Genomic DNA, 20,891 nt, shown 5'->3' on the forward strand with positions numbered 1-20,891 from the left:
GCCTGAGCGACAAGTGTGCCAAGGGCCGCAAAGGCTTATGCCACGCGGGTTTGCGGTATGCGGGGCGAGTGCGGGCAGGTCCCGGAGCGCGGTGGCAGACCAATCGGTTTCGCCGCTGCAACGCGCCATGCGCGCGGCGGCGCGCGTGGTGGCCGCGCTGGTGCGGTGCCGGGTGCACGTTGCGTACGCGGGGTGCGGGATAACGCGCTGCGCTACGCCCGCAGGCGCGCACTTGCAACGCGTTGCACGCCTGAAACCGGCATTGCAGCGGAAGCGGCCCGGCAACATCTGCACCGGCCGCCGATACGTCACGCAGAAACGGGTACGCCCCGGTCAGTGCCTGCCTGCAGTGCCGTCAGCGTGGTTGCCCCGATGCCGGCTTGGCTGGTGTGTCGGCGGGATTGAGCGTGGCGGGTGCGCCCGGGGTGGCGCTGGCCGCCGTGCCGGAAATGGGCTTGGGGCCCGGCTGGCTGCGTTCGCAGCCGACGCAGCCCAGCATGCCGATGATCAGTAGCACGGCCGCAGGGCGCGTGCGGAGGTTGCAGGTCACGGTGCCTCCTTGCGCCGGCGCGCAGGCACGGGTTGCGCCGGCAGGTGTGCCTGGTCCTACTGTAGCAGGTTGCCTCCGTGCGCCGGCTTGGGGCAGCGCGCAATGCGCAGTATGATGAACGCACGGGCCTTCGCCGCACAGACCGCGCCGCGAAGGCATGCGCAACGCACACGCGATCCGCCTGGCGCATCGCGCCAGCACCTGGCCGTGACCGACAATACCGAACACCAGTCCTCTTCCGCCGGCAGCGCGGCGTCACAGCACCGCAGGCATCGCCCGCACTGGCTGCCGGACCGCCATACCGGCGCACGCACCCTGCGCGTGGTCGCCGCCGCCATCAACTCCTGGTTCGCGCATCGGGCGGCCAGCAAAGGGGCGGCGCTCTCCTTCTACATGCTGTTCTCGCTGGCGCCCATCCTGGTGCTGGTGATTTCGATCGCCGGCCTGTTCTTCGGCGCCGAGGCCGCACGCGGCGAGATTTTCTCGCAGCTTGAAGGCCTGGTGGGCGAGCAGGGCGCCACGGCCATCCAGGAAATCCTGGCGGCCACGCACCGCGCCGGCGGCAGCGGCATGGCGGCGCTGGTGGCGACGGGCATCCTGTTCGTGGGCGCCACGAGTGCCTTTGCCGAGCTCAAGAGCAGCCTGGACGATATCTGGCATGTGCCGGTGCCCGAGACCGCGGGCTGGCAGCAATTGCTGCGCACGCGCCTGCTGTCGTTCAGCCTGGTGCTGGTGCTGGCCTTCATGCTGCTGGTGTCTCTGATCGTCAATGCGGCGCTGGCCGTGGTTGAGCGCCTGTGGGGCCAGTTGTGGACGCAATCGTGGTTCGCGCCGGTGGCCGATGTGATTTCCACAGCCTTTTCCTTTGCCGTAGTGACGGCGCTGTTCGCGGTGATCTTCAAGATGCTGCCCAACGCGCGCATTGCCTGGCGCGACGTCACCATGGGCGCGGTCATCACCGCCTTGCTGTTCTCGATTGGCAAGCGGCTGATCGGCCTGTACCTGGGCAACAGCGCCGTGGCCTCGTCATACGGTGCCGCGGGCTCGGTGGTGGCGCTGATGCTATGGGTGTATTACTCGGCACAGATCTTCTTTTTCGGCGCGGAACTGACGCGCCAGTACGCGCTGCAGTTCGGCAGCCTGCGTGGCAAGCCGGCAGAGAAGCTGGCGGAATAACTTGCCGAACCTGGGCGCCACAAACCCGGAGCGGTGCCCAAAACCGGTAAAATAGCGCCCCATTCCCTTCGCGTGCCCGCAGAGCCCGGCCCCGCCATCGCCCGCGGGCGCTGCCGGCCCTGGCCCGGCCGCCCGCCGGGCCATCCAATATTTCCCAGTCAAACTCCGCTGCCGTGAGCTCGCTCGTTTCTGAAATTGCGCGTCGACGCACCTTTGCCATCATCTCCCACCCCGATGCGGGCAAGACCACCCTGACCGAAAAGCTGCTGTGGTTCGGCGGCGCCATCCAGGTCGCGGGCGAAGTGCGCGCGCGCAAGGCCGACCGCCACGCCACCTCGGACTGGATGGAGCTGGAAAAGCAGCGCGGTATCTCGGTGACCTCGTCGGTGATGCAGTTCCCCTACCGCCGGGAGACCGCCGATGGCAAGGCGCAGGAGAACATCGTCAACCTGCTCGACACCCCGGGCCACGAGGACTTCTCTGAAGACACCTACCGCACGCTGACCGCGGTGGACTCCGCGGTGATGGTGATCGACTCGGTCAACGGCGTGGAAGCGCAGACCATCAAGCTGCTCAACGTCTGCCGCCTGCGCGACACGCCCATCCTCACCTTCATCAACAAGCTCGACCGCGAAGGCCGTTCGCCGATCGAGCTGCTCGACGAGATCGAGGAGGTGCTGCAGATCCAGTGCGCGCCGATGACCTGGCCGATCGGCATGGGCAAGGCCTTCCGCGGCGTGTACCACCTGATCGACGACAAGGTGCAGCTGTTCGATCCGCACGGCGAGAAGGGCACGGCCGCGATCCTCGACGGGCTGGATAACCCGGAGCTGGACCGCATCCTGGGCAGCCAGGCTGAAGAGCTGCGCATCGAGATCGAGCTGGTGCGCGGTGCCTCGCACACCTTCGACAAGGATGCGTTCCTCAACGGCAAGCAGACCCCGGTCTACTTTGGTTCGGCCATCAACAACTTCGGCGTGCAGTCGCTGCTGGATGCGCTGTGCGAGCTGTCGCCGCCGCCGCTGGCGCGCAACACGGATTCGCGCGTGGTTGAGCCGCAGGAGCCCAAGTTCACCGGCTTCGTCTTCAAGATCCAGGCCAATATGGACCCGCGCCACCGCGACCGCATCGCCTTCGTGCGCGTGTGCTCGGGCCGCTTCGAGCGCGGCATGAAGCTGCTGCACGTGTCCGCCGGCAAGACCGTGGCGATCAACAACGCCATCACCTTCATGGCGCAGGACCGCAACACCACCGAAGAAGCCTATGCCGGCGACATCATCGGTGTGCCCAACCACGGCACCATCCGCCTGGGCGATGTCTTCACCGAGGGCGAGCCGCTCAAGTTCACCGGCATCCCGTCGTTCGCGCCGGAATTCTTCCGCCGCGCGCGCCTGAACAACCCGCTCAAGGTCAAGCAGTTGCAGAAGGGTTTGCAGCAGCTGGCCGAGGAGGGCGCCACGCAGATGTTCCGCCCGCTCGCCTCCAACGACCTGGTGCTGGGCGCGGTCGGTATCCTGCAGTTCGACGTGGTCGCGCACCGGCTCGAGCATGAGTACGGCGTCGATGCCATTTTCGAATCGCATGAATGCGCGACCGCGCGCTGGCTCAAGGGCGCGCCCGCGGAGATCGAGAAGCTGATCGCCAAGGCAGGGCATAACGTGGCGCTCGATGGCGCGGGCGACCATGTCTATCTGGCGCCGAGCATGGTGAACCTGCGGCTGACCCAGGAGCGGTTCCCGGAGCTGCAGTTCATGGAGACGCGCGAGATCGTTTGATCGCGTACTAAAGCTGCAAAAACAAAACGGCTCGCAGTTTGAACTGACCCCGTAAAGTTGGACGGGTAAGTTAGGCCGCCAAGGGCTGAGTCCTGTATTGCACGGGGCTCAGCCCTTTTAGTTTGAGCTTGATGCGGTCGTGATTGTAGTACCGGATGTATTCGGCTATGCCTTTGCGCAGTTGGTCGAGATCGGCGAAACGCTCAAGCCGGAAGCACTCTGACTTGAGCGTGCCGAAGAAGCTCTCCATGGCCGCGTTGTCCAGGCAATTGCCCTTGCGAGACATGCTCTGATGCAGGCCTCGTGCGGCCAGTTTGTGGCGATACGCCGCCATTTGGTACGCCCAGCCCTGATCCGAGTGCAGCAAAGGGGATTCCCCCGGCCGCAGTCTTTGCAATGCCTTGTCGAGCATCTTCTGGATCAGTGCGAAGTCAGGTCGTTCGCTGGTTTGCCAAGCGATGATCTCCCCGTTGTATCCCATGCTTCTGACTCAGTGCCCGGATCCCAATCCCCCCAGACAAATACTCCTGAACTACCTTGCGCTTGAATGCCTCGTCGTACTTCGTCATGAAAAACACCCCAAAGATTGGATGGGGTGCAGTTCAGTTGCGACCGTTTTGCTACCTGAGGGGAGCACCCCCCTGATTTCGCCTCAATACGCCAACGACGCCTGGATATAGAACGTCCGCGGCATCCCCACATACTTGCCCGCATTGTTGTCGGTCGAGCGCGTGAAATAGCGCTTGTCGAACACGTTCTTCACCCCAACCGCCACCTTCAGATTCTGCGCCGACTTGCCGAAGTCATAGCCCAGCCGCATGTTCAGCAGCGCATAGCCCGGGATATCGCCCAGCGCACCGTTTGCGCTTTCCGCTGTCTGGTAGTTGGTCGACGTGCTCGGATCGCCCGGCGAACGCTGCTTCGACTGCGCGAAGCCATCGACATTGAGCGCCCAGCGGTTGCGCGCATAGCGCATGCCTACGGTGGCCACGTGGCGCGAATAGAACGGCAGGTCGCGCCCGGCGAAGTTGCCCTGGTTGTAGGTGGCTTCGGTGAAGGTGTAGGTCGCGTAGGCCGACAGGCCGGCCAGCGACTTGTCGAGCGCGCCGAAGTCATAGCGCAGCGACGATTCCACGCCACGGTGGGTGGTAGCGCCGAGGTTGGTCCACGCATCCGGCGCGCCGCCGGTGCCGCCGCGCAGCTGCAGCTCGTCGTCGAAGTCGATATTGAACAGCGTCAGCTCGCCGCCCCAGCCGTTGGCGTTGAAGTGCGTGCCGACCTCATACGTCTTGGCCTTCTCGGGCGTCAGGCCGTTGGTGGTCTGCGCGATCTGGAAGTACTGCAGCGGGCCGAACGAGACGCCGGCATTGGCGAACAGCTTCCACTGGTCGCTGACGTGGTACATCACCGCCAGCGATGGCAGCGGCTCGTTGGACGAGACGTCGTTGCGAGCGCCGGTGAAGTTGTCGGTCACGTACGATCGGATGAACTCATAGCGCAGGCCCGGCGTGATGGTCCAGCTGCCGACGTTGATGGTGTCGTCAATGTAGACCGCATTGGCGGTGGTGCCGCCCGTGCGCGACTGGTACACCGGCGAACGCAGCGTGGTCGGGTCGATGGTGCCCGGGGTGTAGAACACCGTGCGCGATGCCTTCTCGTCGCTGGCTTCGCGCAGGAAGCGGTAGCCGACGCTGACCTCGTGGCTCATGCTCTCGCCGCGGAACAGCTGCGAGTAGCGCGGCTCGATCGCGAACGTGTGGTAGTTGCGCGGGGCCGCGGTCAGGCGGCGCAGGTTGGCCTGCGTGCCGGTGCCTTGCTGCTCGATGTTGCTGCCGCGGAAGCTGTCGGTGTAGTACGTCAGCACCTCGAACTTGCGGTTATTGTCGTTGTGGCTGTACTTCAGGCTGAAGTCGCTGCGGCGGCCGTCGAAATTGTCGTAGGGTCGCACCGACTGGAACGGGTCGGCCGCATACTGGGCCGAAGTCAGGCCGCCGGGCATGCCGGCCCTGCCCTCGTAGTAGTGGAAGGCCGCGCTCAGTTCATCGGTCTTCGAGATCCGGTACGCGCCCTTGAGCATCAGGTCGTCGATATTGACGTGGTCGTTGCTCTCGCGATAGCCGTTGCCATGGATGCCCGAGTACAGCAGCGCGCCGCCCAGGCCGTTGTCGTTGGTGCCGCCGATGAATGCGGTCGGGTTGGTCTTGACGCTGCCGCCGTGGCTGTAGATGTCGGTCGACACCGACGCATCCGCCGCGAAGGTCTTCGGTATCGGGCGCGTCACGAAGTTGATGATGCCGCCCACGTTCTGCGGGCCGTAGCGCACCGAGCCGGCGCCGCGCACCACATCGATGGTTTCCAGGTTGCCCAGCGACAGCGGCGCCATCGACAGCTGCGGCTGGCCGTAGGGCGCCACTGCCAGCGGCACGCCGTCCATCAGGATGGTCGAGCGCGGCGACAGGCGCGAGGTCAGCCCGCGCACGCCCACGTTGAGCGAGACATCGCTGCCGCCGGTGCCGTTGTTCTCCTGCACCTGCACGCCGGGGATGCGGCGCAGCACCTCGCGCACATTGTTGGCGCCGGCTTCCTGGAAGGTCTCGCGGTCGACGATGGTACGCGCGCCGGGATGCTCCAGCACCTTGGCCTCGTTGGCGTTTTCCAGCCAGTTGCCGACCACGGTGACGGTGTTCAGCGTGGCTTCGGGGTTGGCGGCGGGTGTTGCAGCTGGGGCAGGATCAGCGGCGTGGGCGGGCAGGGCGGCAAGCTGGGCGAACAGCAGGGCGGCGCCGATGGCACCCCCGGAAAGGCGGAAAGCGGGCTGCAAGATGAGATTCCTGAAAAGCAGCGCGTTCCGCAAGCCAGAGAGGGACGTCGTGGGCGGCCGCGCCAATGGGCCGCGATTATAAATGCGAGTGATTCTCAGAAGCGAGACGGCCAGCACCCGGCGCCGGTGCATTGTGGTTTCTGTGCATCAATGTGCAGACATTCGGACACCATAAAGAGGTGAATTGCCGACATTTCCCTGAACCCGTGTGCGCGTGTGGGCATCTGTATGCAGGTATTCAGCAGGCGCTTTAGAATCTTGCCTTTGTGCACTGCAAAGCCTGGCGTGGCGTCCTCAACGGCACGGCGGCGCTGGGCGGTGCACAGCAATCTTCGCCTCCCTCCTGCATTCATGTCCTCCCCTGCCACCGTCCCGGCCGCCGCGCCGGACAGCGTCTTCGGCGACGCCGTTTTCCGCCGTTACTGGTTCGCACGCCTGTGCACCACGATTGGCTACCAGATCTTTACGGTGGCGGTAGGCTGGCAGATGTATGACCTGACCCGCGACCCGCTGATGCTCGGCATGGTCGGGCTGGTGCAGTTCCTGCCGTCGGTGGTGCTGATCCTGATGTCAGGGCACGTGGCCGACCGCTTCGACCGGCGCCGCATCGTGCGCACCTGCCAGGCGATCGAGGCGCTGCTGGCCGCCGGCATGGCTGTGGCCAGCCTGAGCGGCTGGATCGACAGCCATCACATCTTTGTCTTTGTCGCGCTGATCGGCGCCACGCGCGCGTTCGAGACCCCCACGCTGCAGGCGCTGCTGCCCAGCGTGGTGACGCCGCGCCAGTTGCCGCGCGCGGTGGCGCTGGCCAGTTCCGCCGGGCAGGCCGCCATCATCATCGGCCCGGCCATTGGTGGCTTTGCCTACGTGGCCGGGCCGGGCGTGGTCTATGGGCTGAGTGCCACGCTCTTTGCCATTGCCGCCGTGCTGGTCAGCGGCATCACGCTGCGCCAGGCCGCGCAGCGCCTGACCGCGCCGGTCAGCGTGCGCACGGTGTTTGCGGGGTTTGCCTATATCCGCAGCCGCCCGGTGCTGCTGGGCGCGATTTCGCTGGACCTGTTCGCGGTGCTGCTGGGCGGCGCCGTGGCGCTGCTTCCGATCTACGCGCGCGACATCCTGCACACCGGGCCGTGGGGCCTGGGGCTGCTGCGTTCGTCGCCTGCAGTCGGCGCACTGGTGATGGCGCTGTGGCTGGCGCGCCATCCGCTGAACCGGCGCGCCGGGCGCATCATGTTCGGCGCGGTGGCGCTGTTCGGGGTGGCTACCGTGGTGTTCGGCGTGTCGACCTGGCTGCCGTTGTCGATGGTGGCGCTGGTGGTGCTGGGCGCCTCGGACATGATCAGCGTGGTGGTGCGCTCCACGCTGGTCCAGCTCGACACCCCGGACGACATGCGCGGGCGCGTGGGCGCCGTCAATTCGGTGTTTATCGGCGCCTCGAACCAGCTGGGCGAGTTCGAGTCCGGCGTCACCGCGGCATTGCTGGGCCCGGTGGGCGCGGTGATCCTGGGCGGCGTCGGCACGCTGCTGGTGGTGGCGCTGTGGATGCGGTTCTTCCCTGCGCTGGCCGCGCGCGACCGGCTGCACGATCATCCGGCCTGACCCATTGCCGGGGCAGGGCAGGGAGCGTACCCGTTTCTGCGTCCCTGTCGATGCCCGGATGGCGCTATCGCCGACCCCTATTCGCCAACTTTCGTCGCTGAAAGTTGTGCCGCACAGCTGGCCCGCCGCGCCGTGCCTGGCCTGGCTGCCCCTGGTTCCTCCCTCGCTCGGATTTTTCTGATCCGCCGCCAGCCCTGATTGCACAAGGGCTGGCGCGCCTGCACGCAACCGCGTGACGCAATCGCCGGAAACCAAATCCCGCCTTGCTTGTCCCCTTCACTGTATTGCCGTGCCGGCATTGTCGGTGATCCTCTGACATCGCGCTGGCAACGTACGGAAATCTGTCAAGCGGGAAGTTTCCCGCCAGGCGCCTGGGGGCGATCTGGCAGCCCGCTGCCGCACGCAGAAACGGGTACGCAGCACCGCCTGTCTCCTCCATAACAAGCGCAAACGGAGCCGCTCCCATGGACCTGAACTTCATCGATGCCAACAAGCTGGAGGCGGGCTGGACCTACCTGGTCCAGTTCGCCATCAACCAGGGAATGAACTGCCTGGCAGCCATCCTGATCCTGATGGCCGGCTGGTGGCTGTCGGCCCGCGTGGCCCGGGGCGCCCGGCGCGCGCTCAGCGGCACGCACGTGGACGAGACCATGCGCCCGCTGCTGGCCAACGCTCTGCAATGGATGGTGCGCGTGCTGACCATCGTGCTGGTGCTGTCGCAGTTCGGGGTGCAGACCGCCAGCATCATCGCCATGCTGGGCGCCGCGGGCCTGGCCATCGGGCTGGCGCTGCAGGGCACGCTGCAGAACATTGCCGCCGGCATCATGCTGGTGCTGCTGCGGCCGTTCCGCGTCGGCCAGTACATCGATGCGCAGGGGGTGGCCGGCACCGTGCGCGAGACCGGCCTCTTCATGACCGAGCTGACCACCTTCGATGGCGTCTGCCTGCGCGTGCCTAACGGCAAGCTGTGGGGCAGCGCCATCACCAACTACAGCGAGAACGCCACGCGGCGCGCTGACATCGAGGCCACGGTGACCTTCGACAGCGATGTGCAGCGCAGCCTGGAAGCGCTGCGCGCGATGCTCGCGCGCGAGCCGCGCCTGCTGGCCGAACCCAGGCCCGAGACCATGGTGGTCAACTACACGCAGCAGGGCATCACGCTGAACGTGCGCTACTGGACCTCGAACGACGACTACTGGAACGTGCGTTTCGCGTTCTACGAGCGCATCAAGCATGTGCTGGAACAAGCCGGCAGCAAGCTGGCGGTGCCGATCCAGGAATTGCACGTGCCGGGCGCCGCCTCGGTGCCGGGTGCGGTGAAGGTGGCCGACAGCGCGCCATCGGCGAGCGCGCCGCACCCGGCCGGCGCGGCTCCGCGCCAGCCGGTGCAGCACCTGGGCTAGCCGAGCACAGGTGCGTTATTGTTGTCGTCGCCCTCGTCGGAAAACAGCGTGCAGGCGCCGCTTTCCGCGGTGCTGACATGGCGGCGGAAGGTGGCGAACAGGTCGCGGCCCACGCCGTGGCGATTGGCGCTGAGGTCCGGACGGGCAGGCGCGCGCGCCTGCCATTCGTCGTCCGGCACCAGCACCTCGAGCACGCCCGCGGGCGCATCCACGCGCATCATGTCGCCGCTGCGCACGCGCCCGATCGCGCCCCCGTGCAGCGCCTCGGGGCAGACGTGAATAGCTGCCGGCACCTTGCCCGAAGCGCCCGACATGCGCCCGTCGGTCACCAGCGCCACATGGAAGCCGCGGTCCTGCAGCACCGTCAGCGTGGGCGTGAGCTTGTGCAGCTCGGGCATGCCGCACGAGGCCGGGCCCTGCCACGGCAGCACCGCAACGAAGTCGCGCTCCAGCTCGCCGCGCTTGAATGCGTGCAGCACATCGTCCTGATGCTCGAACACGATCGCCGGTGCCTCCACCACCTGGTGCTCGGCCTTGACCGCCGAGGTCTTGATCACCGCGCGGCCCAGCCTGCCGTCCAGCACCTTGATGCCGCCGTCCGGCGCAAAGGGCGCGTCGGCGGCGCGCACGATGCTGTCGTCGAGCGGCGCGGCCGGGCCGTCGATCCAGGTCAGCTTGCCGTCGCGCAGCACGGGTTCGCGCGTGTAGTCCTGCAGCCCGCGGCCGACGATGGTGGTCACGTCGTCATGCACCAGGCCCAGCGACAGCAGCCCGCGGATCACCACGGGCAGCCCGCCTGCGGCCTGGAACTGGTTCACGTCGGCCTTGCCGTTCGGGTACACGCGCGCCAGCAGCGGCACCACGGCCGAGAGCTCGTCAAAGTCGTCCCAGCCCAGCACGATGCCGGCCACGCGCGCCATCGCGATCAGGTGCAGCGTGTGGTTGGTAGAGCCGCCGGTGGCCAGCAGCCCGACGATGCCGTTGACGAAGGCGCGCTCGTCCAGCACCTCGGCCACCGGCGTATAGCGCTCGCCGCCGTGCACCAGCTTCAGCGCCTGGCGCGCGGCCTCGCGCGTGAGCGCCTCGCGCAGCGGTGTGTTGGGGTTGACGAAGGCCGTGCCCGGCAGGTGCAGGCCCATCATTTCCATCAGCATCTGGTTGGAATTGGCGGTGCCGTAGAAGGTGCAGGTGCCGGGGCCGTGGTAGGAGCGGGTCTCGGCCTCGAGCAGCTCCTTGCGGCCGATCTTGCCTTCGGCGTAGAGCTGGCGCGTGTGCGCCTTTTCGTCGTTGCTGATGCCGGTGGTCATCGGACCGCCCGGCACGAACACGGCCGGCAGGTGGCCGAACGACAGCGCGCCCATCACCAGCCCGGGCACGATCTTGTCGCACACGCCCAGGTACAGCGCGGCATCGAACATCTGGTGCGACAGCGCCACCGCCGTGGCCAGCGCAATCACATCGCGCGAGAACAGCGACAGGTCCATGCCGTCCTGGCCCTGCGTGACGCCGTCGCACATCGCGGGCGTGCCGCCGGCAAACTGCGCGGTGCCGCCGGCCTCGAGCGCCGCTTCCTTGAGCCACTGGGGGAAAGCCGCCAGCGGCTGGTGCGCCGACAGCATGTCGTTGTAGGCCGAGACGATCGCCAGGTTTGGCCGCTCGTCGGCCTTCAGCCGGATCTTCGCGGCGTCCGGCATGGCAGCCACCGCATGGGCCAGGTTGGTACAGGAAAGCTGCGCGCGTTCGACCTTCTGCCCGGCCATGGCGCGGGTGCGGTCAAGGTACGCCTGGCGCGAGGCGGCGCTGCGGGAGACGATGCGGGCGGTGACCCGCTCGAGCACTGGATGACGTGGCATGGGGTTCTCCTGCGGGGGAGCTTTCAGCCTAGCGCACTTTGCCGCGTACCGCACGATCCACTGCGCAGCGCACGCAGAAACGGGTACGCTTCGCGCTCCGGTCATGCCTTTGCCACGCAAGTGCCGCGGCCTGCGCCTCGCCAAGCGCTGGCGAGTCACGTAAACTGGCCACAACGCGCGCCTTCCATGGCGGGTCTTCAAATCGCTAAAGGAGTCCAGGGTGAGCATGCCTGATTTCGACATGGTGCTGTTCGGCGGCACCGGCGACCTGGCGCGGCGCAAGCTGCTGCCGTCCCTGTTCGATGCCCACCACGCCGGCCTGTTGCACCCGGCCGCACGCATCCTTGCCACCGGCAGCCAGCCGCTCTCGACCGCGGACTACCTCGCCTCGCTGGAGCAGACCGTGCGCCCCGGGCTAGCCCATGCGCCGCCCGAGTCATGGGACAAGTTCTGTGCGCGCATTGTCTACGTGCAGGCCGACGCACGCGTGCCTGCGCATTTCGATACGCTCGCGGAGCAGGTGCTGGCGCGCAAGCCTGACGTGGTGGTGTGCTATCTCGCCACCGCGCCGCACCTGTTCGTGTCGATCTGCGAGCAGCTGGCACGCGCCGGCCTGAACACGCGCCAGGCGCCCAACGTGCGCATCGTGCTGGAAAAACCACTGGGGCATGACCTCGAATCCAACGAGGCGATCAACTCGGCAGTGGCGAAGTTCTTCGCCGAAGAGCAGATCTACCGCATCGACCATTACCTCGGCAAGGAGTCGGTGCAGAACCTGATGGCGATCCGCTTCGGCAACGCGCTGTTCGAGCCGCTGTGGCGGCGCGAGTGGGTGCAGGACGTGCAGATCACCATCGCCGAAGAACTCGGCGTGGAAACGCGCGGCGACTTCTACGACCGCACCGGCGCGCTGCGCGACATGGTGCAGAACCATTTGCTGCAGCTCTTGTGCATGGTGGCGATGGAGCCGCCGGCCAGCCTCAGCGAAGATGCCATCCGCGACGAGAAGATCAAGATCCTGAAGGCGCTCAAGCCGATCACGCCGCAGGACGTGGCCGAGAAGACCGTGCGCGGCCAGTACCGCTCCGGTGCCATCGGCGGCAAGCCGGTGCCGGGCTACCTGGAGGAAGCGGGCATCGCGCCCGACAGCCGCACCGAGACCTTTGTCGCGATCAAGGCCGAGATCGCCAACTGGCGCTGGGAAGGGGTGCCGTTCTACCTGCGCACCGGCAAGCGCATGCAGTCCCGCGTGGCCGAGATCGTGATCCATTTCCGCGACGTGCCGCACGCGATCTTCCCGCGGCCGCTGACGCTGTCGCCGCAGAACCGGCTGGTGATCCAGCTGCAGCCGGAAGAGAGCATCCGCCTGTACTGCCTGGTCAAGCAGCCTGGCGACACGCTGGAGCTGACGCCGACCTCGCTCGACCTGGACTTTGCCAACTCGTTCAAGGTGCGCCGCGCCGGCGCCTACGAACGGCTGCTGCTCGACGTGATCCGCGGCCGGCTGGGCCTGTTCGTGCGCCGCGATGAACAAGTGCAGGCCTGGCGCTGGGTCGAACCCATCATCGACACCTGGGAGGCCAGCACCGTGCCGCCCAAGCCCTATACCGCCGGCACCTGGGGACCGGCCGCGTCGTCGGCGCTGATGTCGCGCGACGGCGGGCTGTGGCACGAGGAAGCCTGAGCCATGCGCCCGCAGAATCGCAAAGGAAACCATCATGCGCGTGTTTGAACATCCCACCCCGATGGACCAGGCCGAGGCGCTGGCCATCTCCATCGGCAATGCGCTGGAGCTGGCCATCCGCGTCAAGGGCTGGGCGGTGCTGGCGGTCTCGGGCGGACGCTCGCCGGTGGCGATGTTCGAGCGGCTGCGCCACCGGCACGTGCGCTGGGAAGCGGTGACCATCACGCTGGTCGACGAGCGCGTGGTGCCGCCCGAGCACGCGGACAGCAACGCCGCCCTGGTGCGCGCGCACCTGCTGCGCGAGGCCGCTGCCAGCGCCGCCTTCGTACCGCTGATTGCCGATGCGCAGGACGTTGCCGCGCCGGCACAGGCGGTGGCGCGGGCCAACAGCGCATTCCGCCAGCCCGACGTGGTGGTGCTGGGCATGGGCGAGGACGGTCATACCGCCTCGCTGTTCCCGGATGCGCCCGAACTGCAGGGCGCGCTGAGCGAGCCGCAGCCCGGCTACGTGATCACGCACCCGTCAGCCGCGCCGCATGCCCGCATCACGCTCAACCTGGCGGCGCTGCTGGCCGCCGAGCGCGTGTTCCTGTCAGTGTCGGGCGCGGCCAAGGCCGAGGTGCTCGAACGCGCGTTGCAGGGACCTGCGCCGTCGTTGCCGGTCAGCCTGGTGCTGTCACGGCACCGGCACGGGCTTGACGTGTTCAAGACCTGACAGACTGATTCCCAAGCGGAGCGAACCCGACGCCATGGCCACCACTGCATCCTCCCGCGCTGACTTCCCCCGCCTGCTCGGCGATGTGGGCGGCACCAACGTGCGCTTTGCACTGGAAACCGCACCAATGCGGATCGGCCCGGTGACCGCGCTGAAGGTGGCCGATTTCCCGTCGCTCGAGGCGGCCCTGCGCCAATACCTCGACGGACTTGCCGCGTCGGGCAAGCCGGTGCCGCGCCACGCGGCGATCGGCCTGGCCAACCCGGTGACCGGCGACCAGGTCCGGCTCACCAACCACAACTGGTCGTTCTCGATCGACGGCATGCGGCGCGCGCTCGGGCTGCAGACGCTGGTGGCCATCAACGACTTCACCGCGCTGGCGCTGGCCCTGCCGCACCTGCCTGCCGACGGGCTGGTGCCCGTGCGTGCCGGCACCGCGGTGCGCACCGCGCCGCTCGCGCTGGTCGGGCCGGGCACCGGGCTGGGCGTTTCCGGCCTGGTGCCGGCGCCGGGCGGAGCAGCCGTGGCGCTGGCCGGCGAAGGCGGCCATATCGAGCTGATGCCCGACACTGACGACGAATGGATCGCCTGGCGCGCCGCCCATCGCAACGTCGGCCGGGTGTCGGCGGAGCGGCTCCTGTGCGGCAGCGGCCTGTCGCATATCCATGCCGCGCTGGCCGCAGAAACGGGTACGCTTTTGCTCGCGCCGCTGCTGCCGGAGCAGGTCACCACCGGCGCCTTCGAGCGCCACGACCCGCTGTGCCAGCGCGCCATGGCGGTGTTCTTCGGCCTGCTCGGCTCGGTTGCGGCCGACATCGCCCTGGTGCTGGGCGCGCGTGGCGGGGTCTACCTGGGCGGTGGCATCCTGCCGCGCTTCGTGCCGGCGCTGCAGGCCTCGGCCTTTGCCGAGCGCTTTGTCGCCAAGGGCCGCATGCGCGGCTGGCTGGAGGCCGTGCCGGTCCACGTCATCACCGCCAGCCACCCCGCGCTGCCGGGACTGGCGCGCGCACTGGCCGAGCAGCTCGACGGCCGCGGCCGGAACGCATAGCCATGCGCGTGCTGCTGGTGGAAGACGACGCCATGATCGGCGACAGCGTCAAGCTGGCGCTGCGCCAGGATGGCTTTACCGTCGACTGGGTGCGCGACGGCGACGCGGGCCTGGCGGCGGCCAGCACCGCGCAGCACGGCCAGGCATGCTATGACCTGATCCTGCTCGACCTCGGCCTGCCGCGGCGCCCGGGCCTCGACGTGCTGCGCAGCTTGCGCGCGCGCGGCGTGCCGACGCCGGTGCTGATCCTGACCGCGCGCGATGCCGTCGCGGACCGTGTCGCGGGGCTCAATGCCGGCGCCGATGATTACCTGGTCAAGCCCTTTGACCTGCAGGAACTGGCGGCGCGCATGCACGCGCTGGCGCGCCGCGCTGCCGGCCGGGCGGAACCGCTGGTCAGCTACGGTGACATCGTGCTCAACCCCACTACCCGCGAGGCCACCCACCACGGCGAGCCGGTGCGGCTGTCGGCGCGCGAGTTCGCGCTGCTGTCCGCGCTGATGGCGCGGCCCGGCAAGGTCTGGTCGGTGCCGCAGCTGCAGGAGCGGCTGTACGGCTGGGACGACGAAGTCGGCAGCAATACCGTCGAGGTCTATATCCACGCGCTGCGCAAGAAGTTCGGCGCGGCGCTGATCCGCAATATCCGCGGCGTGGGCTATGTGGTGCCGCGCCTCGATGGGGATGCAGCATCCGCGGGCGAAGGAGACACCCCCTGATGCGCTCCATCCAGCGAACCCTGCTGTGGTGGCTGGCCGCGGGCCTGCTTGCCGGCATCGCCGTCGCCACGGCGCTGATCTACGGGCAGGCACGGCAGGAAGCCAATGCGCTGTTCGACTACCAGATGAAGCAGATGGCCGCGGCATTGCCCAGCCAGTTTGCCGACCCGGTGGCGCCGCCTTTTCTGGGCTCGCCCGGCGACCTGACGCACGCCGACGAGGATGTGGTCATCCACATCTGGGACGGCTCCGGCCGCAGCCTGTACCTGTCGCATTCGCACCCGGCGCTGCCCGCGCGCGCGGAGCTGGGCTTTTCCAACGTGACTACGCAGCAGGGCGAATGGCGCCTGTACAGCATGCAGCTCGGGCCCACCGTGGTGCAGATCGCGCAGCCGATGAGCGCACGGCGCACGCTGGCCGCGCGCATGGCGCTGCGCACCGTGGCGCCGCTGTTGCTGTTGTTGCCGCTGCTGGGCTGGCTGGTGTGGATGGCGGTGGGGCGCGGCCTGCGCCCGCTGCGCGAAATCGCCACCGAGGTGCGCGCGCGCGACGCCAACACGCTGGCGCCACTGGCCGTGCGCCAGATGCCGGACGAGATCGCTCCGCTGAGCGCGGCGCTGAACCAGCTGCTGGCACGGCTCTCGCACGCCATCGACACCCAGCGCGCCTTCGTCGCCGACGCCGCGCACGCCCTGCGCACGCCGCTGGCAGCGCTGCAGCTGCAGGCACAGCTGGTGGAGCGGGCTGAGAACGGCGCAGCGCGTGACGAAGCCATCGGCAAGCTGCGCCAGGGGCTGGAGCGGCTGACCCACCTGGTCACCCAGCTGTTGACGCTGGCACGGCAGGAGCCGGGCGCAGCCATGCCCCGGCACGAACCGGTGGAGCTGCACCAACTGGCCGCAAGCGTGGTCGCGGACATGGCGCAGGCCGCGCTGGATCGCAATATCGATCTTGGGCTGGACGGCACCAAGGACTCATCGCCGGCGGTGGTGCGGGGTGATGTGGATGCGTTGCGCATCCTGCTGACCAACCTGCTGGATAACGCGCTGGCTTATATCCCTGCCGGAAGCCGTATCGATGTGCTGGTGGGTCGCAGCGCCGATGGGCGCGCCGTTGAACTGGTGGTCAGCGACAACGGGCCGGGGATCCCCGCTGAAGAGCGCACGCGCGTGTTTGACCGGTTCTATCGGGTGGCCGATGCGCCGACCGGCGGCAGCGGGCTGGGGCTGGCCATCGTGGCGGAGATTGCGCAGTCGCATGGGGCGCGGGTGGTGCTGGAGGATGCGGGGCCGGGGTTGCGGGTTAGGGTGGTGTTTGGCGCCGGGTAGGTCTTAGCTGCAGGTTGGGCTGTTGTCGAGCGACGGCGTACCGTTGGCCAATGCAAAACCTTCCTCCTCACCCCACCGGCGTCAATACCTCCTCCCCCGCAAAATGCCGCCGCGCATTCTCCAGGAACTGCGTCACGGACGCCGTGATGGCCTCCGGCGACCAGCCGGCCACATGCGGGGTCAGCACGACGTTAGGACAGTCGAACAACGCGACCGGCGGCGCCGGCTCGCTCTCATAGACATCCAGCCCGGCCCCGCCAAGCTTGCCAGCGCGCAGTGCGGAAGCCAGCGCCTCGGTATCCACCACGCTGCCGCGCGCGATATTGACGAGGAACCCGGCCGGCCCCAGCGCCGCCAGCACGCTTGCATCGACCAGGTGCCGCGTACCCGCCCCGCCCGGTGTGGCGATCACCAGGTAGTCCGCCCACGCGGCCAGCGCACCGATACTGTCGAAGTACCGGTACCCCGCATCTTCGCGCGGCTTGCGGTTGTGATAGCCGATCTCGAGGTCGAAGCCTTCGCCGCGCCGGGCAATACGCCGGCCGATGGTGCCCAGCCCTACGATCCCCAGCCGCTTGCCCGAGACATTGGGCCGCAGCGGCAGCGCGGTGCGCCAGGTACCGGCGCGCGTGGCCGCGTCCAGCTGCGGCACGGCGCGCACGGTCGCCAGCAGCAGTGCGAAGGCGTGGTCGGCCACGCAGCTGTCGTTGGTGCCGGCGCCGTTGGCCACGGCGATGCCGCGCGCGCGGGCGTGGGCCACGGCGATGTTCTCGAAGCCCGCGCCCAGCGCGCACACCAGTTCCAGTGCTGGCATCGCGTCGATCTCCGCCGCGGTCAGGCCGGTGGAGCCGATGGTCAGTACCGCGCGGATGCGTTCGCCCTGCGTGGCGATCTGCGCTGCGCGGCCTTCGGCGTCGGGCGCGTAGAGGATCTCGAATCGTTCGGCAATGGCGTCGCGGTGGTGGGTGGCGACCTGGGTCAGGATCAGCAGCGTGGGCTTCATGGCGGGGTGGAGTCGGAGAGGGGTGGCAGCGGGTGGGATGCACCCGGAGTCCGTCACGCGGATAGCGGGCAGACGTCACATTCTAGCGCTGCGGCGCCGGGCTTGCCGAAGGCGACAGCACGCGCGGAGGCACGCAGAAACGGGTACGCTTTGCCTGCGGCAGCGAGGTTTGCGACCGGTCTTGCAGAATGGAATATGCCTATAAACAAGGGTCGAACGCGATTCCCGAAGGGCCGGCAGTACCGTTCCGCCGGTTCCGGCAAGGCACGCAGAAACGGGTACGCTTTGCGGGGTACGCCCCCCTCGGCGCCATGACCGCATCACACCATTGCGTATCATGCGTGTTCTCTTCCTCACTCGCAAAAGAACGGCATGCGCGCAATCGGCAACTTCCTCTGGTTCATCCTTGGCGGCGTGGTGATGGGCCTGGCCTGGTGGCTGGCCGGGCTGCTGGCCTTTATCTCGATCATCGGGATCCCCTGGGGCAAGGCCTGCTTCGTGATCGGGACTTTCACCTTCTTCCCGTTCGGCAAGCAGGCCATCAGCCGGCGCGAGCTGACCGGGCGCGACGATGTCGGCACCGGCGCGCTGGGGCTGGTCGGCAATGTGCTGTGGTTTATCTTTGCCGGCGTGTGGCTGGCCATCGGCCACGTGATGGCGGCGGTCGCCAACTTCGTGACCATCATCGGCATTCCGTTTGCGATCCAGCACCTGAAGCTGGCCGGCATTGCGCTGGCGCCGATCGGGCAGACCGTGGTCACCAATGAAGTGGCCGACGCCGCGCGCCGCGATGGCGCACGCCTGCAGGTGGACAACCTGCGCCGCTGACGGATCAGGCGTTGGCGTCTTCGGCGCCGCCTTCGTCCTGCTGGCCGGCGTGCGCGACCAGCCGGTCGAGCAAGCTGCCCAGCAGCGCCTGTTCGGCGTCGCTCAGGCAGCCGAAGATCTCCGCATTGCGCCTGGCGATCATCGCGATCGCCTGCCGGTATAGCGGCTTGCCCTGTGCGGTCAGTGACAGCACCACGCCGCGCCCGTCGGCCTCGCTCGCCTCCTTGCTGACCAGCCCGCGCGCCACCAGCGCCTGCGCCGAGCGGCTGGCCTGGCCCTTGGTCAGGTTGGCGCCCTGCGCCAGCTGGTTGACCGACAGCGGCGCGAAGGCGCCGATCGCGGCCAGGCAGCGGCCCTCGCTGAGCGGCAGGCCGCATTGCTCCAGGTAGGCGGCGGCGCTGTCCTTGTCGCTGAGCTTGTTGACCTGGTGCAGGCGGTAGGTCAGGAACTGGTCGAGGCGTGGCAGTGGCTTCATGGCGTGTCCTTGTCAGGCGTCGGCATTCTAGCGTCCTGTACTCCCTATTGCTGGCTGCGAGCCTCGGCTTCGTCGATCAGCGCCAGCACCGGCGCCAGCGCTTCCTGCCGGCTCATCAGGCCCAGGCACACCATTGCCAATAGCAGCGGGGAGCGTGCTTCGCCGGCACGGCCCATAGCCTCGCACAGGCGGGTGTAGGCGAGGTCGAGGTCTTCAGCTTGCATGGCGGGCTCCGGTTTGCATCAGGGGGGCGAGGGTGGCGCGCACGGCGTCCCATGACGGTTCGCGCCAGCGTGCCAGAACATAGCCATCGGGGCGGATGAGGTAGAGCGTGCCGGATCGTGCGCCGTAGCGGGCGTGGGCCTGGCCGGCGACGTCGGCCAGCGCCGTGGCGCCGGCCACGTTGCCGCCGGTGACCACCACGTGTGTCTGCACGGCCTCCGGATGCGCATTCTCGAATGCGGCCAGTGGCTCGGGAAGCGAGGGCGCATCGCTGAAGTACAGCAACGTGAACCGTTGCCCGAAGCATTGCGTGAGGTGCACGACCTCGTCGGGGCCTGCCACGCGCATTTCCGGCGCGGGCAGGCCGGGCGCGGCGCCAGGACAGTCGTCGCCAAAGTCGCTGGGACCGTTCAGCGCCGAATCCGTATAGGCAATCGGTGCCGACTGCCGCGGATTGATCAGTGACCGCACCGCGGGCTCATGCTGCGCCAGCCGCAGCGTGGCTTCGCGCATCAGCCGGAAGGCAAAGTCGGGCGGTGCCATGAACTCGGTGCTCTTGGCGCCGTAGGCGATGTTCTGCCGCGTGGCATGCACGCGTTCGGCCGAATAGGAATCGAGCAGGCTGTCGGGCGCCTGGCCGCGCAGCACCCACGCCAGCTTCCAGGCCAGGTTGCCGGCATCGTCCAGCCCGGAGTTGAGCCCGCGCACGCCAAAGATCGGCACCAGGTGCGCGGCGTCGCCGGCAAACAGCACGCGGCCGTGGCGGTAGTCCTGCAAGGTCAGGCACTTGGCGTTGTAGATGGAGATCCACAGCGGCCGCCACGGCTCGGTCTCGCCGATCATGTCGAGGTGGCTCTGCACGCGCGGCAGCACGTTCTCGGGCTTGACGGCTTCGTCAGGGTCTTCGTCGTCGCGGATCTGGTAGTCGATGCGCCAGACGTCGTCAGGCTGGCGGTGCATCAGGATGGTCGATCCGGGGTTGGAAGGCGGGTCGAACCAGGCCAGCCGCTCCACCTCGCGCCGCGTCTTCTGCACGATATCGACGATCACGTAGCGGCCTTCGTACTGGGTGCCTTCCATGCGCAGCCCCAGTTGCTCGCGCACGGTGCTGCGCCCGCCGTCGCAGGCCACCAGCCATTGCGCGTCGACCTGCACCACGCCTGCGCCAGTCTGGATCTCGGCCACGACGCCGCTGCCGTGCTGGCGCACCGCCTGCACGCGCGCGCCGAAGCGCACATCCGCTGGCGCAGCGCCGCGCAGCGCGGCGTCGTGGGCGAGGGCTTCCAGGTAGTACTGCTGGATATTGACCATCGGCGCGAAGCGCTCGCCGGGTTCGCTGGGCATGCGGAAATGCAGCACCTCGGCATCGCGGTAGTAGCTACGCCCGCCCACCCACGGCAGGCCGGTTTCGACGGTGGCGCGGTCTGCGCCCACCCAGCCGAGGATTTCCAGCGAACGCCGCGCCATGCAGATGGCCCGGCTGCCGGCGCAGTAGCCGTCGTCGGCTTCCACCACCAGCGCGGCTATGCCCTGGCGCGCCAGCAGCGCAGCCAGCGTCAGGCCGACCGGGCCGCCGCCGGCAATCAGTACCGGCACGTGCTGCGGCCATGGGCGCGATGACGAGGGCGGCGGTGCCGGCGGCACGGCCGCGTGGGGTGCGGTGGAGTCTGGCATGGCGGGGTCGTAGTGTCTCTG

General features: G+C 68.1%; 17 protein-coding genes and 1 pseudogene. 10 read left to right on the forward strand and 8 right to left on the reverse strand.

The window, feature by feature from the left end:
- Nucleotides 1-355: 355 nt before the first annotated feature.
- Nucleotides 356-550, reverse strand: a complete 195-nt coding sequence (locus AC3WLF_RS06265; protein WP_492319382.1) for a hypothetical protein — start codon at nt 548-550, stop codon at nt 356-358.
- A 102-nt stretch (nt 551-652) separates the two neighbouring features.
- Here AC3WLF_RS06265 and AC3WLF_RS06270 point away from each other — a divergent pair, with 102 nt between their 5' ends.
- Together AC3WLF_RS06270 and AC3WLF_RS06275 are read left to right on the forward strand one after the other, a co-directional pair.
- Nucleotides 653-1,726: a YihY/virulence factor BrkB family protein gene (locus tag AC3WLF_RS06270; RefSeq protein WP_492319383.1), complete on the forward strand. Its 1,074-nt coding sequence runs from the start codon at nt 653-655 to the stop codon at nt 1,724-1,726.
- 173 nt (nt 1,727-1,899) lie between these two features.
- Entirely contained in the window at nt 1,900-3,501 is a 1,602-nt protein-coding gene (locus AC3WLF_RS06275; RefSeq protein WP_035819145.1) for a peptide chain release factor 3, read from the forward strand.
- 70 nt (nt 3,502-3,571) lie between these two features.
- Here AC3WLF_RS06275 and AC3WLF_RS06280 read toward each other — a convergent pair.
- Nucleotides 3,572-3,976, reverse strand: a pseudogene (locus AC3WLF_RS06280) (IS3 family transposase); the annotation flags it as partial.
- A 177-nt stretch (nt 3,977-4,153) separates the two neighbouring features.
- Complete coding sequence (locus AC3WLF_RS06285) at nt 4,154-6,322, reverse strand: TonB-dependent receptor family protein (protein ID WP_492319385.1); 2,169 nt, start codon at nt 6,320-6,322, stop codon at nt 4,154-4,156.
- Between the two features lie 351 nt (nt 6,323-6,673).
- On the opposite strand from AC3WLF_RS06285, the gene AC3WLF_RS06290 reads away from it, so the two are divergent.
- Both AC3WLF_RS06290 and AC3WLF_RS06295 read left to right on the forward strand, forming a co-directional pair.
- A complete protein-coding gene (locus AC3WLF_RS06290) occupies nt 6,674-7,921 on the forward strand; it encodes an MFS transporter (protein WP_492357957.1) in 1,248 nt (415 codons plus the stop codon).
- A gap of 464 nt (nt 7,922-8,385) precedes the next feature.
- Nucleotides 8,386-9,324 carry a mechanosensitive ion channel family protein gene (locus AC3WLF_RS06295; RefSeq protein ID WP_058697703.1) on the forward strand — a complete coding sequence of 313 codons (939 nt, stop codon included), beginning with the start codon at nt 8,386-8,388 and terminating at the stop codon, nt 9,322-9,324.
- On the opposite strand, the gene edd is transcribed toward AC3WLF_RS06295, so the two are convergent.
- Entirely contained in the window at nt 9,321-11,177 is a 1,857-nt protein-coding gene (gene edd / locus AC3WLF_RS06300; protein ID WP_492319387.1) for a phosphogluconate dehydratase, read from the reverse strand. The two genes, AC3WLF_RS06295 and edd, sit on opposite strands and share 4 nt — an antisense overlap.
- A gap of 226 nt (nt 11,178-11,403) precedes the next feature.
- Here edd and zwf point away from each other — a divergent pair, with 226 nt between their 5' ends.
- From zwf to AC3WLF_RS06325, 5 genes are read left to right on the forward strand one after another with little or no spacing between them, the layout of a single operon-like run.
- Nucleotides 11,404-12,861 (forward strand): glucose-6-phosphate dehydrogenase, encoded by a 1,458-nt coding sequence (gene zwf / locus AC3WLF_RS06305; protein ID WP_492319388.1) that lies wholly within the window; start codon nt 11,404-11,406, stop codon nt 12,859-12,861.
- Nucleotides 12,862-12,895: 34 nt separating this feature from the next.
- Entirely contained in the window at nt 12,896-13,576 is a 681-nt protein-coding gene (gene pgl, locus AC3WLF_RS06310) for a 6-phosphogluconolactonase (protein WP_492319389.1), read from the forward strand.
- A gap of 34 nt (nt 13,577-13,610) precedes the next feature.
- Nucleotides 13,611-14,624, forward strand: coding sequence for a glucokinase (gene glk / locus AC3WLF_RS06315; RefSeq protein WP_492319390.1), 1,014 nt, complete (start codon nt 13,611-13,613; stop codon nt 14,622-14,624).
- A 2-nt stretch (nt 14,625-14,626) separates the two neighbouring features.
- Entirely contained in the window at nt 14,627-15,340 is a 714-nt protein-coding gene (locus AC3WLF_RS06320) for a response regulator (protein WP_492319391.1), read from the forward strand.
- The gene (locus AC3WLF_RS06325) at nt 15,340-16,668 is read left to right on the forward strand and encodes a sensor histidine kinase (protein ID WP_492319392.1); all 1,329 of its coding nucleotides are present in this window, start codon (nt 15,340-15,342) and stop codon (nt 16,666-16,668) included. Before AC3WLF_RS06320 ends, AC3WLF_RS06325 begins: the two co-directional genes overlap by 1 nt.
- A 67-nt stretch (nt 16,669-16,735) precedes the next feature.
- Here the strand turns inward: AC3WLF_RS06325 and AC3WLF_RS06330 are convergent, their stop codons facing one another.
- Complete coding sequence (locus AC3WLF_RS06330) at nt 16,736-17,671, reverse strand: 2-hydroxyacid dehydrogenase (protein ID WP_492319393.1); 936 nt, start codon at nt 17,669-17,671, stop codon at nt 16,736-16,738.
- Between the two features lie 372 nt (nt 17,672-18,043).
- On the opposite strand from AC3WLF_RS06330, the gene AC3WLF_RS06335 reads away from it, so the two are divergent.
- Entirely contained in the window at nt 18,044-18,499 is a 456-nt protein-coding gene (locus tag AC3WLF_RS06335) for a YccF domain-containing protein (RefSeq protein WP_492319394.1), read from the forward strand.
- 4 nt (nt 18,500-18,503) lie between these two features.
- Here the strand turns inward: AC3WLF_RS06335 and AC3WLF_RS06340 are convergent, their stop codons facing one another.
- Genes AC3WLF_RS06340 through AC3WLF_RS06350 form a run of 3 tightly spaced genes read right to left on the reverse strand, consistent with a single transcriptional unit; the run spans nt 18,504 to nt 20,870 of the window.
- Nucleotides 18,504-18,974 carry a MarR family winged helix-turn-helix transcriptional regulator gene (locus AC3WLF_RS06340; protein WP_492319395.1) on the reverse strand — a complete coding sequence of 157 codons (471 nt, stop codon included), beginning with the start codon at nt 18,972-18,974 and terminating at the stop codon, nt 18,504-18,506.
- A gap of 44 nt (nt 18,975-19,018) precedes the next feature.
- Nucleotides 19,019-19,198 carry a hypothetical protein gene (locus tag AC3WLF_RS06345; RefSeq protein ID WP_010811169.1) on the reverse strand — a complete coding sequence of 60 codons (180 nt, stop codon included), beginning with the start codon at nt 19,196-19,198 and terminating at the stop codon, nt 19,019-19,021.
- On the reverse strand, nt 19,188-20,870 hold the full coding sequence (locus tag AC3WLF_RS06350) for an FAD-dependent oxidoreductase (RefSeq protein WP_492319396.1): 1,683 nt from the start codon (nt 20,868-20,870) through the stop codon (nt 19,188-19,190). The genes AC3WLF_RS06345 and AC3WLF_RS06350 overlap by 11 nt, the downstream gene beginning before the upstream one ends.
- Nucleotides 20,871-20,891 lie beyond the last annotated feature (21 nt).

This window comes from Cupriavidus sp. FW306-01-F10A, assembly GCF_058782785.1.

Excerpts from the sequence above, each read along its gene's own strand:
- AC3WLF_RS06330 (WP_492319393.1), bottom strand. The coding sequence starts at position 17,671 with ATGAAGCCCACGCTGCTGATCCTGACCCAGGTCGCCACCCACCACCGC.
- AC3WLF_RS06290 (WP_492357957.1), top strand. The coding sequence starts at position 6,674 with ATGTCCTCCCCTGCCACCGTCCCGGCCGCCGCGCCGGACAGCGTCTTC.
- AC3WLF_RS06340 (WP_492319395.1), bottom strand. The coding sequence starts at position 18,974 with ATGAAGCCACTGCCACGCCTCGACCAGTTCCTGACCTACCGCCTGCAC.
- AC3WLF_RS06345 (WP_010811169.1), bottom strand. The coding sequence starts at position 19,198 with ATGCAAGCTGAAGACCTCGACCTCGCCTACACCCGCCTGTGCGAGGCT.
- edd (WP_492319387.1), bottom strand. The coding sequence starts at position 11,177 with ATGCCACGTCATCCAGTGCTCGAGCGGGTCACCGCCCGCATCGTCTCC.
- pgl (WP_492319389.1), top strand. The coding sequence starts at position 12,896 with ATGCGCGTGTTTGAACATCCCACCCCGATGGACCAGGCCGAGGCGCTG.
- AC3WLF_RS06350 (WP_492319396.1), bottom strand. The coding sequence starts at position 20,870 with ATGCCAGACTCCACCGCACCCCACGCGGCCGTGCCGCCGGCACCGCCG.
- AC3WLF_RS06325 (WP_492319392.1), top strand. The coding sequence starts at position 15,340 with ATGCGCTCCATCCAGCGAACCCTGCTGTGGTGGCTGGCCGCGGGCCTG.
- AC3WLF_RS06320 (WP_492319391.1), top strand. The coding sequence starts at position 14,627 with ATGCGCGTGCTGCTGGTGGAAGACGACGCCATGATCGGCGACAGCGTC.
- AC3WLF_RS06295 (WP_058697703.1), top strand. The coding sequence starts at position 8,386 with ATGGACCTGAACTTCATCGATGCCAACAAGCTGGAGGCGGGCTGGACC.
- AC3WLF_RS06335 (WP_492319394.1), top strand. The coding sequence starts at position 18,044 with ATGCGCGCAATCGGCAACTTCCTCTGGTTCATCCTTGGCGGCGTGGTG.
- zwf (WP_492319388.1), top strand. The coding sequence starts at position 11,404 with ATGCCTGATTTCGACATGGTGCTGTTCGGCGGCACCGGCGACCTGGCG.
- AC3WLF_RS06270 (WP_492319383.1), top strand. The coding sequence starts at position 653 with ATGCGCAGTATGATGAACGCACGGGCCTTCGCCGCACAGACCGCGCCG.
- glk (WP_492319390.1), top strand. The coding sequence starts at position 13,611 with ATGGCCACCACTGCATCCTCCCGCGCTGACTTCCCCCGCCTGCTCGGC.